Source organism: Streptomyces sp. NPDC016677 (assembly GCF_055562815.1).
The window spans coordinates 466,379-479,064 of the sequence record NZ_JBVHEO010000005.1; the positions used below are offsets into that span (position 1 = coordinate 466,379).

The 12,686-nt window shown below is 74.0% G+C and carries 11 protein-coding genes; 8 read left to right on the forward strand and 3 right to left on the reverse strand.

Annotated elements, in window-relative coordinates:
• Positions 1-156 precede the first annotated feature (156 nt).
• Together ACZ3IG_RS18335 and ACZ3IG_RS18340 are read left to right on the forward strand one after the other, a co-directional pair.
• Positions 157-732 carry a SigE family RNA polymerase sigma factor gene (locus ACZ3IG_RS18335; RefSeq protein WP_467433110.1) on the forward strand — a complete coding sequence of 192 codons (576 nt, stop codon included), beginning with the start codon at positions 157-159 and terminating at the stop codon, positions 730-732.
• An 80-nt stretch (positions 733-812) separates the two neighbouring features.
• Positions 813-1,940: a hypothetical protein gene (locus ACZ3IG_RS18340; RefSeq protein ID WP_467433113.1), complete on the forward strand. Its 1,128-nt coding sequence runs from the start codon at positions 813-815 to the stop codon at positions 1,938-1,940.
• 19 nt (positions 1,941-1,959) lie between these two features.
• Here ACZ3IG_RS18340 and ACZ3IG_RS18345 read toward each other — a convergent pair whose 3' ends face one another.
• Positions 1,960-2,787: an SURF1 family protein gene (locus ACZ3IG_RS18345; protein ID WP_467433114.1), complete on the reverse strand. Its 828-nt coding sequence runs from the start codon at positions 2,785-2,787 to the stop codon at positions 1,960-1,962.
• Positions 2,788-2,896: 109 nt separating this feature from the next.
• On the opposite strand from ACZ3IG_RS18345, the gene ACZ3IG_RS18350 reads away from it, so the two are divergent.
• On the forward strand, positions 2,897-4,693 hold the full coding sequence (locus tag ACZ3IG_RS18350; RefSeq protein WP_467433117.1) for a S9 family peptidase: 1,797 nt from the start codon (positions 2,897-2,899) through the stop codon (positions 4,691-4,693).
• Between the two features lie 141 nt (positions 4,694-4,834).
• On the opposite strand, the gene ACZ3IG_RS18355 is transcribed toward ACZ3IG_RS18350, so the two are convergent.
• A complete protein-coding gene (locus tag ACZ3IG_RS18355) occupies positions 4,835-6,766 on the reverse strand; it encodes a potassium channel family protein (RefSeq protein WP_467433161.1) in 1,932 nt (643 codons plus the stop codon).
• A 214-nt stretch (positions 6,767-6,980) separates the two neighbouring features.
• Between ACZ3IG_RS18355 and ACZ3IG_RS18360 the strand changes: the two genes are divergently transcribed.
• The 5 genes from ACZ3IG_RS18360 (at position 6,981) to ACZ3IG_RS18380 (ending at position 11,275) form a co-directional block, all read left to right on the forward strand.
• Positions 6,981-7,502: a hypothetical protein gene (locus tag ACZ3IG_RS18360; protein ID WP_467433118.1), complete on the forward strand. Its 522-nt coding sequence runs from the start codon at positions 6,981-6,983 to the stop codon at positions 7,500-7,502.
• Positions 7,503-7,541: 39 nt separating this feature from the next.
• Positions 7,542-9,065 carry an SPFH domain-containing protein gene (locus ACZ3IG_RS18365; RefSeq protein ID WP_467433119.1) on the forward strand — a complete coding sequence of 508 codons (1,524 nt, stop codon included), beginning with the start codon at positions 7,542-7,544 and terminating at the stop codon, positions 9,063-9,065.
• A 38-nt stretch (positions 9,066-9,103) separates the two neighbouring features.
• Positions 9,104-10,204: a PucR family transcriptional regulator gene (locus ACZ3IG_RS18370; protein ID WP_467433122.1), complete on the forward strand. Its 1,101-nt coding sequence runs from the start codon at positions 9,104-9,106 to the stop codon at positions 10,202-10,204.
• A 28-nt stretch (positions 10,205-10,232) separates the two neighbouring features.
• Positions 10,233-10,460, forward strand: a complete 228-nt coding sequence (locus tag ACZ3IG_RS18375; RefSeq protein WP_467433124.1) for a hypothetical protein — start codon at positions 10,233-10,235, stop codon at positions 10,458-10,460.
• Between the two features lie 170 nt (positions 10,461-10,630).
• Entirely contained in the window at positions 10,631-11,275 is a 645-nt protein-coding gene (locus ACZ3IG_RS18380) for a hypothetical protein (RefSeq protein ID WP_467433125.1), read from the forward strand.
• Here the strand turns inward: ACZ3IG_RS18380 and ACZ3IG_RS18385 are convergent.
• Complete coding sequence (locus ACZ3IG_RS18385; protein ID WP_467433127.1) at positions 11,262-12,503, reverse strand: XRE family transcriptional regulator; 1,242 nt, start codon at positions 12,501-12,503, stop codon at positions 11,262-11,264. The two genes, ACZ3IG_RS18380 and ACZ3IG_RS18385, sit on opposite strands and share 14 nt — an antisense overlap.
• Between the last annotated feature and the right edge of the window lie 183 nt (positions 12,504-12,686).

The following is a 12,686-nucleotide window of genomic DNA, read 5'->3' on the forward strand; positions in this document are numbered from 1 at the left end:
GTACAACCCTCATGGGGCGACGCGTGTCCAACTGGCGTGGCAGAGGTTCTCGACTTGTCCCCCAAGCTCTTCGAGCAGGGGGTACCCCCAGCGGCGGCACGCGGCACGGCCCTCCGGCCGACCCGTCGGCTCGCGCGTGCTCGCGCGGCCGGTGGCATGCCGGTGATCGCCCCCATGCCCGCAGCCCAGCCCGCACCCCTGCCGGCGCAGCGAGACGGTGCCGAGGACGTCGCGGCGGCGGGCACCACCGTCGACCACCTCACCGAGACGTACCGCACCCACTACCGGTCGCTGCTCGGCCTGGCCGCGCTCCTGCTCGACGACACCGCCTCCTGCGAGGACGTCGTGCAGGAGGCGTTCATCCGCGTGCACTCGGCGCGCAGGCGGGTCCGTGACCCCCAGAAGACGCTGGCGTACCTGCGGCAGACGGTCGTCAACCTGTCCCGGTCGGCCCTGCGCCGCCGGATCATCGGCCTGAAGCTGCTGTCGAAGCCGATGCCCGACATGGCGAGCGCGGAAGAGGGCGCCTATGACCAGCTGGAGCGCGACTCCCTGATCAAGGCGATGAAGAACCTCCAGCGCCGCCAGCGCGAGGTCCTGGTCCTCAGGTACTTCGCCGACATGACCGAGGCGCAGGTGGCCGAGACGCTCGGCATATCGCTGGGCTCGGTCAAGGCGTACGGTTCGCGCGGCATCGCCGCCCTCAGGCTGGCCATGGGGGAGCCGGCATGAGCGACGGCACCGGTGTGCCGCACGGACCGGACGGACCGGACGGACAAGAGCGGAACCACTCGCACGCTGGGAATGGAACTGTGAACCACGGCCCCTACGAACTCGACAACGGGCAGGAACTTGCGCCCGGGGACGGGCCGGAGGCCGGGGCGGAGGCCGACGAAAAGGCCGGGGCGGAGGCCGCAGCGGAGGCCGGCGACGGGCTCGCGCCGGACGAGCTGGCCCTGCGCCGACTGCTCCACCAGGCCGTCCAGGAGGTGGAGCCCCGCGAGGGCGCCCTGGAGCAGCTGCGCCGCGCGGTCCCCGCCCGACGCGCCCGCAAGCGGCAGGCCGCCGTGGGCATGGTCGCCGCCGCCCTCTTCATCGGCACCGCCGTCCCCGCCCTGCTCCACGTCTCCCACTCCACCGGTCCGGGCGCCGACCCGTCCGTGGCCGGCAACGCCTCCCAGGCGCAGGGCGGCTCCGGCCAGGGCAAGGACCCGGCCGGCGGGCAGAGCGCCACGGTCGGCTCCCCCGAGAAGGGCAAGGAGAAGGGGGAGGCCGGGCAGAAGGAGAAGGAGAAGGGCGAGGAGACCGCCGTCGGCGGCGGGGCGGCCACCGGCGCCGACCCCTCGACCAGCAGCGGCACCGCCACGGCCGTCTGTACGGCGGACCAGCTGGGCGCCGCCGTGGGCTCCAGCGCCGCACCCGACTCGACCGGCGTGGTCTACGGCTCCTTCCGGGTCAGCAACGTCTCCTCGGCCGGCTGCGCCGTCGGCGGCCCCGGCTCGGTGAGCGTGACCGCCCAGGGCGCGGCGGACCCCACCAGGATCGGCACCGCGCGGCACGCGGCCGGGGACCCGGCGACCGGGCTGCCGGACCCGTCCCTGGAGGCCGGGCAGCTGCTGCTGGAGCCGGGCGCGTCGTACGAGGTGCGGTTCGCCTGGGTGCCCTCGGAGACCTGCCCCACCACCGGCGGGGGCACGGACGGCGGCACCGGGGACCCCTCACCGGACCCGTCGCCCACCGAGACCACCGGCACCGGCACCACCGACAACGCGAGCACCACCACCGGCACCACGCCCCAGCTGATCGCGGCGGACGCCCCGGCCGACGGCAGCGTGGCCGTGACGTACACGACGGAGACGGGTGCGGGCGCGGCGACGGCGACGGTGGCCAACGCCTGCGCGGGGACGGTGTACTGGACGGGCGTGCTGGCCGGGTCCTAGTGTTCCCCGCGGCCGGCCTTCAGAGGTTCCCCGCGGGCTGCTTCTCTTCGTCGGCGGCGGATTCCGGACCGTTCTGCGCGGACTCGTCCGCCGGGGCCAGCCCCAGCTCCGCGTCCCGGGCCAGCTCCACCTCGCGGCGCAGCAGCCGGAACCACATGAAGACCACGAAGCCGACGAACGCGAACCACTCGGCGGTGTAGCCGAGGTTCTGGAACGCCTTCAGGTCCAGACCGGAGTCCTGCGTCTCGCTGAGCGGCACGGCCCGCATCCCCGAGTCGCCCTTGTCGAGGGTGACGTACGCGTCGTACACGTCGTACGGCACGAGGTTGACCAGCGAGGCCGCGCTGATCGCGGCGGTCTGGCCGTCGGGGAGGCCGCCGCGGGCGCTGACGCCGTTGTCGCCCGGCGTCTCGGACGCCTGGAGCGCGCCGGTGACGGTGACCTCGCCGGCGGGCGGGGCCGGGGCCTTCGCCGGGTCCGCCTCGCCGGGCAGCCAGCCGCGTACCACGGGCAGGGCCCGGCCGGAGCCGGTGCGCAGCATCGTCAGGACGTAGTAGCCCTCGCGGTCGTCCAGGGTGCGGTCGGGGACGAGGAGCTGGTCGGTGTAGCGGCCGGTGACGGTGGTCCGGTGGTTGACCGTCGCCTTGTCCACCGGCAGCAGGTCGGCCAGCGGGCGGGCGGCCTGGGTCTGGGCCGCCTCGGCCAGCCGGTCCGCGGTGTGGTGGTCGTCCACCCGGTCCTCGAACCGGCTCAGCTGCCAGGAGCCCATGAAGACGCAGAAGGGGATCGCGAGCACGACGAAGACGTTGATCCCCCACCAGCGGGGCGTCAGCAGGAACCGGTACACGCCCTCAACGGTACGGGTTCGGGCGCGCGTGACGGCCGCGGGGTCGGAGTTGTCCACAGGCTGGGGGCCGGATCTGCGCGAGGGCCGCCCGGCCGGGCAGTATGGGGCCATGAGTGAGAGCAACGGGTCCATGCCCGACTGGGAGAAGCGGTTCCGGGCGCCGAGGGTGTCCCTGCCGGACTGGGCGGAGGACGCGCCGGACCGCTCCCTGTTCGTGTCGAACGTGACGGGGACGTACGAGCTGTACGCCTGGGACCGGTCCACCGGCGAACAGCGGCAGGCCACCGACCGTCCCAACGGCACGACGGACGGGGTGCTCTCGCCGGACGGCGCGTGGATCTGGTGGTTCGACGACAAGGACGGCGACGAGTTCGGCGTCTGGCGCCGGCAGCCCTTCGCGGGCGGCGCGGACGAACTGGCGGTGCCGGGCCTCGACCCCTCCTACCCGGCGGGCCTCGCCCTCGGCCGCGACGGCCGCACGGCGGTGATCGGCCGCTCCACGGACGAGGACGGTACGACGATCCACCTGGCGCGCGGTGACGAGGCCCCGGTGGAGATCTACCGGCACCGCGAGTCGGCGGGCGTCGGGGACCTCTCCCACGACGGTTCGCTGATCGCCGTCGAGCACACCGAGCACGGCGACGCGATGCACTCGGCGCTGCGCGTGCTGCGCCCCGACGGCACCAAGGTCGCGGAGCTGGACGACACCGAGGGCGGCACGCGGGAGCTGGGCCTGGAGGTGCTGGGCTTCGCCCCCGTCGACGGCGACACCCGGCTGCTCATCGGGCACCAGCGGCGGGGCCGCTGGGAGCCGCTGGTCTGGGACGTGGCGACGGGCGAGGAGACCGACCTGGCGCTGGAACTGCCGGGCGACGTGAGCGCCGAGTGGTTCCCCGACGGCTCGGGCCTGTTGATCGTGCACAGCTTCGAGGCGCGCAGCGAGATGTTCCGCTACGACCTGGCGGCGCGCGAGCTGATCGAGATCCCCACCCCGGCCGGCATGGTCTCGGGGGCGACGGCCCGCCCCGACGGCAGCGTGGAGTACCTGTGGTCGTCGGCCGCCCGGCCCCCGGCGGTCCGCTCCACCTCCGGCCGCGTCGTCCTGGACCCCCCGGGCATGAAGTCGCCGGGCTCGGTGCCGGTGGAGGACGTGTGGGTGGAGGGCCCCGGCGGGCGCGTCCACGCCCTGGTCCAGAAGCCGGCGGGCGCGACCGGTCCGCTGCCGACGGTCTTCGACATCCACGGCGGCCCGACCTACCACGACAGCGACTCCTTCGCCGCGGGCCCGGCGGCCTGGGTCGACCACGGCTACGCGGTGGTCCGGGTCAACTACCGGGGCTCCACCGGCTACGGCCGTGCCTGGACCGACGCCCTGAAGCACCGGGTCGGCCTCATCGAGCTGGAGGACATCGCCGCGGTCCGCGAGTGGGCGGTCACCTCCGGCCTCGCCGATCCCGCCCGGCTGATCCTCACGGGCGGTTCCTGGGGCGGCTACCTCACCCTGCTCGGCATCGGCACCCAGCCGGACGCCTGGGCCCTGGGCATCGCGGCGGTCCCGGTCGCCGACTACGTCACCGCGTACCACGACGAGATGGAGGCGCTGAAGGCCCTCGACCGCACGCTGCTGGGCGGTACCCCGGAGGAGGTCCCCGAGCGTTTCGCGGCGTCCTCCCCCCTGACGTACGTCGACGACGTGAAGGCCCCGGTCTACATCTCGGCGGGCGTCAACGACCCCCGCTGCCCGATCCGCCAGGTCGAGAACTACGTCAAGCGCCTGGAGGCCAGGGGAGCCGTCCACGAGGTCTACCGCTACGACGCGGGGCACGGCTCGCTGGTGGTCGACGAACGCATCAAGCAGCTGCGACTGGAACTCGACTTCGCGCAACGCCACTTGCCCCGCCCCTGAGGCCCCCGGGCGCCCGGCTGCGGGCGGATGGCGTCGAGGGGACCTCTCGGCGGACCGAGTCGGTGGTGGGTGCGCACAGGCCGGGGGTCCAGGTGGCGGAGCCCTCTGGTGGTGGGGGCTGGGCGCGCGGGGCGCCCAGCCCTACGCACCCGCCCCCCGCCGTACCCCCCGCCGCCCCAGCAACTCCGCCAGTCCCCGCCGCGTAGCCGCCAGCACCACCCGATCCGACCCGCGCAGCACATACGTGTCCGGCAGATCCCACACCAGCCCCGCCCCGGCGACATCCACCGCACCTCCACCCCCACCCGCACGACCGCCGGAGGCCACGGTGTCGAGCGCCAGCACCCGCCACGCCCCCGCCCGGAACGCCTCCCCGACCGTCCGCCCCTCCAACTGCGGATGCCCCGCCACCCGTACCGCCGCGAACAGCAGCACCCGCCGTTCGACCGGGATCGCCCCCAGGATCTGCCGCCCCATCATCGCCCCGGCGAACGCCGGCGCCGACAGGTGCGTCACGCTCCGGCTCCGCGTCAGCGCCCCGGGATGCGCGGCCCGCAGCGTCCGGTACACCGCCGTCGCGAAGTCGTCGTCGTACAGCCGCAGCACCACCCGCAGGTCGGCCCGTACCGACCGCGCGTACAGCACGGCCTCCAGGTTCGTCGTGTCCACACTGGTCAGCGCCAGCAGCGCGTGCGCCCGGTGGATCTTCGCCGCCTCCAGCACGCCCTCCTGGGTGACGTCCCCCAGCACCACCGGCACCCGCAGCCGCCGCGCCGTCGCCATGCCGCGCGCCTCGGGGTCGGACTCCACGCACACCACCGGGATGTGCAGCTCCCGCAACCGGGTCAGCACCCGCGTACCGATCTTGCCGAGTCCCAGCAGCACCACATGCCCGCCGAGCCCGCGCGGCGGCTTCCGCAGCGTCGTCGCCGTCCGGAGCGTGCCCAGCGCCTCCAGCACCGCCGCCAGCAGCACCGGCAGCAGCAGCAGTCCCATCAGCCCGGTGAGGAGTTGCAGCACCTGCTCCCCGGCCGATCCCTCCAGCGCCGGCTCGTTGATGGCGAACAGGTCCAGCAGCGTCACATACGTCGCGTGCAGCGGATGTTCCCCGGTCACCAGCGTCAGCGCCACCGCGAGCGCGACCACACAGGCCGCGAGGCCCGCGATCGACCACCGCAGCCGCCGCGAGAACAGCGAGGCGAACGGCGGCACCACCCCGCCCCGCGCGGACAGCGCGGGCCCGGAGTACGACACCTGCTCCAGTACGACGGTGCCCCGCCCCGTCGCCCGGGCCACCTCCGCCGCGTCGGGCAGCAGCCGCGGCCCCTGGTCGCCGCTCTCCTCCGAACCGTCCGTACCGGCGGGGTCGTTGCTGGTGGCGGAGAGCAGCGCGAGCGTGCACAGCCCCGGGTCGGCCACCTCGCCGGGCCGCGGCGGCTGCCGCTCGACCGCGCGCAGCAGCAGCCCGTCCGTCTCCACGACCTTGCTGGTGCCGACCAGCGCGGTCGCGGCCAGCGCGGGCGCGGCGGTGTCGGCGTCCGAGAGCACGGTCGTGGAGGCGTCGAACCCGGACGCCGTCCCGGCCTCACCCGTGGCCGCCCCCGTGGCCGTCCCCGTGGCCAGCGCGGCGGCCTGGTCGAGGAGTTCCTCTATGTGCTGGCCGAGCCGCCGGTTGTACAGGCGCAGCACCAGCCGCAGCCGGGGGTTGAGGCGGCGGGCGGTGAGGGCGGCGCGGATGTTGGTCTCGTCGTCGTCATAGACCAGGGCCAGCGCGGCGGCCCGTGCCACGCCCGCCTCGGCGAGGACGTCCTCGGTCGGTTCCCCGGCCTCCATCTCCTGACCACCGCCACCGCCCCCGCCACCCCCGGCCCCGCCCCCGCCGCCGCCGTCGCGGTTGACGGCCGCGTTCACCAGGTCGAGGAGCGCGGCGGAGGCGGCGCGGGCGCGGCCCACCACCGGCTGGCGCACCCGGCGCCCGGAGGGCGGCACGACGAGGGTGACCTGTTCGCCGTAGACACCGCGTAGTTCGGCGGCGAGCCGGTGCGCCAGCCCGTCGTCGCCGCAGACCACCATGTGCGCGGCGGGCGTTCCCTGCTGACTCTGATGCGGAAGGCTAGGCACGAGGCAACAGACTGCCATGCCCTCCCGGGGGGCGTTAAGAACGCGTTAAGGCGCGGCAGGGAAGACGTAGGAACATTGCCGGAATCCGGCAATGACGGCCCGCGCCGCCCCATGCCAGACTCCACCGCACCGGAGGTCGGCGGCAGGGCGAGAGGGGGCGGCACGCATGGCCTGGTTTCTCGGCCTCGGCATCACGGGGGTCGTGCTGCTCGCCCTGTCGCTGATCTTCGGCGGCGTCCTCGAAGGCGCCCTCGACGGTGCTCTCGACGGCGCGCTGGGCGGCGTACTCGACGGGTGGCTGTCGCTGCCGGTCCTCGCCGGCTTCACGTCGATGACCGGCTTCACCGGCGCCATCGTCCTCGGCAGCGGCTGGTCGGGCCCGGTGGGCGCCGCCTCGGCGGGCGTGCTCGCCGGAGCGGGCGCGGGCTGGCTGACGTACCGCCTCGGCCGGGCGCTGATGCGCGACCAGACCGCCGTGACGCCCACCGCCGACCATCTGCTGGGCACCCCCGGCAAGGTGGTGACCGCCATCCCCGCCGACGGGTACGGCGAGGTGCTGCTCCACCTCGGCGGCCAGCCCCTCAAGTGCGCGGCGCGCAGCGCGGCGCCGGTGGCGCGCGGAACCCGGGTGTGGGTGGAGGCGGCCCCGACCTCGACGTCGGTGGTCGTCCGCCCGGTCGACAGCTGAAACTCACCTTTCTCCACGAACCCATACGGGGGCACAGCCATGAGTCCTGTCCTGATCGCGGCACTGGGAGTCGTCGTACTCCTGGTGCTGCTCGCACTGGTCGTCGTCAGCCGGTACAAGGTGGCCGGGCCGAGCGAGGCGTTCATCGTCACCGGCCGGCGCGGCAAGAAGTCCACCGACCCGGAGACCGGCCGGGTGTTCACGGACAACAGCGGCCAGAAGGTCGTGGTCGGCGGCGGTGTCTTCGTCGTGCCGTTCGTGCAGCAGAAGTTCACCCTGGACCTGTCCTCGCGGCACATCCCGGTCGCCGTGCGCGGCGCGGTGACGCTGCGCGGGGTCAAGGCCCACCTCGAAGGCGTCGCCATCGTCAAGGTCGGCGGCACCGAGGACGCGATACGGGCCGCCGCCCAGCGGTTCCTGATGCAGCAGGACGGCATCGTCGGCTTCACCCAGGAGGTGCTGTCCGGCGCGCTGCGCGCGATCGTGGGCCGGATGTCGGTGGAGGACGTCATCCGCGACCGGGCCGCCTTCGCGAGCCAGGTGGCCGAGGAGGCGGAGGCCAGCCTCTCCGGGCAGGGCCTGGTCCTGGACGCCTTCCAGATCCAGGACATCACCACCGAGGGTTCCTACCTGGAGGACCTCGGCCGTCCCGAGGCCGCCCGGGCCAAGCAGGAGGCCGACATCGCCGAGGCGGTGGCGCGGCGCGCGGCCGAGCAGGCCCGGCTGAAGGCCGAGGAGGAGATCGCGGTCGCCCAGCGGACCCTCTACCTGAAGCAGGCCGAGATCAAGGCCGAGACCGACCAGGCGTCCGCCCGCGCCAACGCCGCCGGCCCGCTCGCGGAGGCCGCCCGGCAGCAGGACATCCTCGCCGAGCAGGAGAAGGTCGCCGAACGGCAGGCGGCGCTGAAGGACCGCCAGTTGGACACCGAGGTCCGCAAGCCGGCCGACGCCAAGCGGTACGAGGCCGAGCAGGAGGCCGAGGCCCGCCGGGTGGCCCGCGTCAAGCAGGCCGAGGCCGAGCGCGCGGCCGGGATCGCCGCCGCCCAGGCGGAGGCGGAGCGGGCCCGGCTGACCGGTGAGGGCGAGAAGCAGCGCCGTAGCGCGCTGGCCGAGGCGCAGGCCATCGAGGGACTCAAGCAGGGTGAGGCCGAGCGGTCCCGGCGCGCGGCGATCGCGGAGGCGGTACGGCTGGAGGGCGAGGCGGAGGCCGCGGCGATCGGCGCCAAGGGAGCGGCCGAGGCCGAGGCGATGGAGAAGAAGGCCGACGCCTTCGACCGGTACGGCGAGGCGGCGGTGCTCCAGATGCTGGTCGAGGTGCTGCCGCAGGTGGTGGCGAAGGCGTCCGAGCCGCTGTCCGCCGTCGACAAGATGACGGTGATCTCCACGGACGGCGCGAGCCGCCTGTCCCGCACGGTCGCCGACAACGTCGCCCAGGGCATGGAACTCCTCAACTCCACCACCGGCATGGACCTGGCCGACCTGCTGAAGAACATCACCTCCCGCGAGACCGCCGAGCGGCCCGGGCCCGCCGTCCCCGACGGCAAGGTCGAGATCACCGGCTGACAGTGGCCGCCCGTACCCTGGAAGGCGCCGGCGACGGCATGGACGTGACACGACGGGTGCGGCGGGGGTGGGCGGAGGTGGCGGACCGGCAGGCGGCGCGGGCGTACGCCGAGGGCTACGCGGCCCTCCTCGCCTCCGCCGCCGCCACCGGCCGCCGGCTGAACCGGGAAGAGCTGGACTCCCGCCGCGCCCTGGGGGAGCGCGCCGCGGAGGCCGGCCTGAAGCTGCGGGACCTGGTCGTCGCCCACCTCGACGCCACCCGCGCCGACTGGCCCACCGGCCCCGGTGTCACCCCCGACAGCGTGCTGGCCGTCGTCACCCAGGCCGTGGACGCGCTGGCCGAGGGGTACGAGCGGGCCCAGCGGCTGGCCGTGCGTCAGGAGGAGGCCGCCCGCCGGGAGTTCATCGACGACCTGCTCTACGGCCGCAGCGACCTGGGCCGGGTCGCCGAGCGCGCCGAGCGCTACGGCCTGCGGCTGGCCTACGAGCACGCCGTGGCGGTGGCGCGCGGCGCCCTGGCGTACGACGACGGCGACCCCGTCCCCCGGGACGTGGAGCGCGCGCTGATCGGCCGCTTCGGCGACCGCCGCATCCTCCTCACCACCAAGGACGGCCGCCTGGTGTGCGTCGCCCCCGGCGACCAGCAGGAGATCCTCACCTTCTTCGCCAAGCTGGCGCACACCGCCACCGACGGCGGCCAGGTCGCCGTCGGCCGCTCCCAGCCCGGCGCCGCCGGGGTCGTCCAGTCCTACGAGGAGGCGCTGAACACCCTCGACCTGGCCGAGCGCCTGGAACTCGACGAGCCGTTGCTGCGCGCCGCGGACCTCCTCGTCTACCCCGTCCTCACCCGTGACCGCCAGGCCATGGCCGACCTGGTGGCCAGCACCCTCAGCCCGTTGCGCGAGGCCCGCGGCGGCGCCGAGCCGCTGCTCGACACGCTCACCGCGTACTTCGACTCCGGCTGCGTGGCGGCGGAGGCGGCCCGCCGGCTCTCCCTGAGCGTGCGCGCCCTCACCTACCGGCTGGAACGCATCCACCGGATCACCGGCGCCGACCCCTCCGACCCGGTCCACCGTTACACCCTGCAGACCGCGGTGATCGGCGCCCGTCTGCTGGGCTGGCCGGCCAACCCCCTCTGAACAGGTTCCGACAGGAGAGATACCCCCCATGGCGAAGAAACCGGTCCGCGCGGCGGTCGGAGACATCCGGATCACCTGCCAGATCTGCGGCAGCGAACACTTCCGGGACCGCCCCGTCCTCCTCAACAGCTCCGGCATGGAGTTCATGAAACTGGCCTGGGCGAACGAGTCCGCGACCGGCCTGATCTGCTGGCAGTGCGGCTACGTCCAGTTGTTCGCGAACCAGGATCTCCAGCTGTACCGGGGGAACGAGTAGCGGACCGGCCGTACGATTCCGGTGCCGCGGCGACCACACCGCGACCGCCGCGGTCCGGTCCATGTGAAGTAACACCTCCGGATCCGAACCGCGCGCCTTCCGTTCCCGTCTCTCGGACTGTCGGAGAGAACTGTCGGAGAGAACTGTCGGAGAACCGTCGGAGGGTGTCGATGACGCACAGAAGAAGGCGCGCGGGCTGGATGACCACGGGCGCGCTGACGACAGCGGCGCTGGTGGTCCTCACGGGCTGTTCGGACGGATCGGCCACGGACTCCGCCACCGCGCGGGACGACAAGCCGGCGACGGAGGCCCCGTCCGCGACGGCCGGTTCGTCCGCCGCGACGGCCGGTTCGTCCGCGACGGCCGAGGGGAGTTCCGAAGGAGGGGAGACCCCCGAAGGAGCCGTCGAGGCGTGGGTGGCCGCGGTCGTCAAGGGCGACACGAAGGGGGCGTGCCTGCTGATGGGGGAGGCGGCCACCGGTTCGTCGCCCGCGCGGACCGGCAGCGAGGAGACCTGCGCCGAGGACTCACCGCAGGGCAAGCGGATCCAGCAGACGGTCGGTCAGTTCATGGAGTCGTTCACTCCCGACCCGCCCCCGGCCGACCCGGAGGTGAAGGCCACCGCACCCTCCGACGCCTCCGCCGAGAAGGCGGTCTTCCCCGCCGACCGCATCACCATCGACGGCAAGACCCTCGAAGAGGTCATCGTGTCGAACTCCACCGGCGTGGATTCGGGCCAGTTGGACGTGAAGATCGGGGCCGGCAAGCTCGACGGCGCCTGGTACGTGACCGACATGGACTTCAACATCGGCTGACCCCGCGGCCCATACGGCGAACCAGGGCGAGGTAGTCCCGCACCCCCGGTTCGGTGCCGTACCGGCTCCTGAGTTCGGCGGCGAGTTCCCCGCCGGTCATGACCAGCGACGGCACCGACCGGCGGTCTCCTCCCAGGGCCCGTACCCCCAGGGCGAGCGCCTGCTCCAGATCCCCCGCACGCGCCGCCGTCACGGCGAGCGTGACCCGCGCTTCCGCGTTGCGCATCGGCGACCGCTCGGTGCCGTCGGCGTCCGTTCCCGCCCTGAGCACCTCCTCGGCGAGCAGGCGAGCGAGCCTGTCCTCGCCGGCCAGGCGGTAACAGTCCATCGCGTAGAAGTCGAACTTGGCCGGGTCCACCACGAAGTGGTGCTCCGGGTTCTCGGGGTACGGCATCCGCTCCAGCAGCAGCCGCCCCCTCTCCAGGGCCGCCTCGACCCGCCGGCGCTCCCCGAGCCGCGCCCATGCCTTGGCTTCCTGCGCGGCGAGCTGTACGGCCACACCACGGTGCGGAGCCCTCTCGGCCCCGGCCCGCGCCGCCGCGACGACGCCCCGGTAATCACCGTCGGTGAGGGCGAACCACGCCCGCATCTCGTGCGCCCACCCGGCGATCTCCGCGTGACCGGCCTCGGCCGCCAGCGACAGCGCCGCCTGCCGCGTGGACTCCGCCGCGCGGTGCGCCCCCATGTCGTACTCGACACAGCCGACCAGCAGGGCGAGCCACCCGGACACCGCGAGCACCTCACGCCGCTGCGCGAGGGTGAGGCCGCCGGCGTGCAGCGCGCCGGCGACACGGCGCAGCCACCACCGCCCCTCGACGAGCAGCCGCTCACCCGGCACGAACGGGTACTCGGACGCGAGCCGGTCAACGGTGACCCGCAGGGCGTCGAGCGTGACGTCGTCGATGTCGGACCGTTCGAGCCGGCGCACGATCTCCAGCGTCTCCCTGCCGGCCGCGTCGACGCCTTCCCGGTCCCCGCCCCGCCGCGGGGGCGCCGGGAAGAGCGCGTACGTCACGGTGCCGAAGAGCGCGGCGATGCCCGCCCGGCAGCGGTCGTCCGGCAGCTCACCGTCTTCCCAGCGCTCCCACCGGCGGACCATGCTGTCTTCCGAAGCCGTCTCCACGGCCGCGCGCTCCCGCAGCGCCCGCACCGCCTCCCGCTCCGACCACCCACGGGCCACCCGCTCGACAGCGATACGCCGCGCCCACGAGGGCCTGTCACCGACCATGCGCCCACCTCCGCGTGCTCTCCTGGGAGTACCCATTCCAAGCTGGAACCACGACGGCACGCACACGAAACAGGTCGGGGGGCGACGGCCAGCAGTAGGCGCCCCCCCGGGGGGTTGTGGTGTGGGGGGGGGGGGGTAGGGAGAGGGGGGGGGTGGGGAAGAGTGTTGGTTAGTGTGTTTTTT

Excerpts from the sequence above, each read along its gene's own strand:
- ACZ3IG_RS18335 (WP_467433110.1), top strand. The coding sequence starts at position 157 with ATGCCGGTGATCGCCCCCATGCCCGCAGCCCAGCCCGCACCCCTGCCG.
- ACZ3IG_RS18350 (WP_467433117.1), top strand. The coding sequence starts at position 2,897 with ATGAGTGAGAGCAACGGGTCCATGCCCGACTGGGAGAAGCGGTTCCGG.
- ACZ3IG_RS18355 (WP_467433161.1), bottom strand. The coding sequence starts at position 6,766 with ATGGTGGTCTGCGGCGACGACGGGCTGGCGCACCGGCTCGCCGCCGAA.
- ACZ3IG_RS18360 (WP_467433118.1), top strand. The coding sequence starts at position 6,981 with ATGGCCTGGTTTCTCGGCCTCGGCATCACGGGGGTCGTGCTGCTCGCC.
- ACZ3IG_RS18365 (WP_467433119.1), top strand. The coding sequence starts at position 7,542 with ATGAGTCCTGTCCTGATCGCGGCACTGGGAGTCGTCGTACTCCTGGTG.
- ACZ3IG_RS18370 (WP_467433122.1), top strand. The coding sequence starts at position 9,104 with ATGGACGTGACACGACGGGTGCGGCGGGGGTGGGCGGAGGTGGCGGAC.
- ACZ3IG_RS18375 (WP_467433124.1), top strand. The coding sequence starts at position 10,233 with ATGGCGAAGAAACCGGTCCGCGCGGCGGTCGGAGACATCCGGATCACC.
- ACZ3IG_RS18380 (WP_467433125.1), top strand. The coding sequence starts at position 10,631 with ATGACGCACAGAAGAAGGCGCGCGGGCTGGATGACCACGGGCGCGCTG.
- ACZ3IG_RS18385 (WP_467433127.1), bottom strand. The coding sequence starts at position 12,503 with ATGGTCGGTGACAGGCCCTCGTGGGCGCGGCGTATCGCTGTCGAGCGG.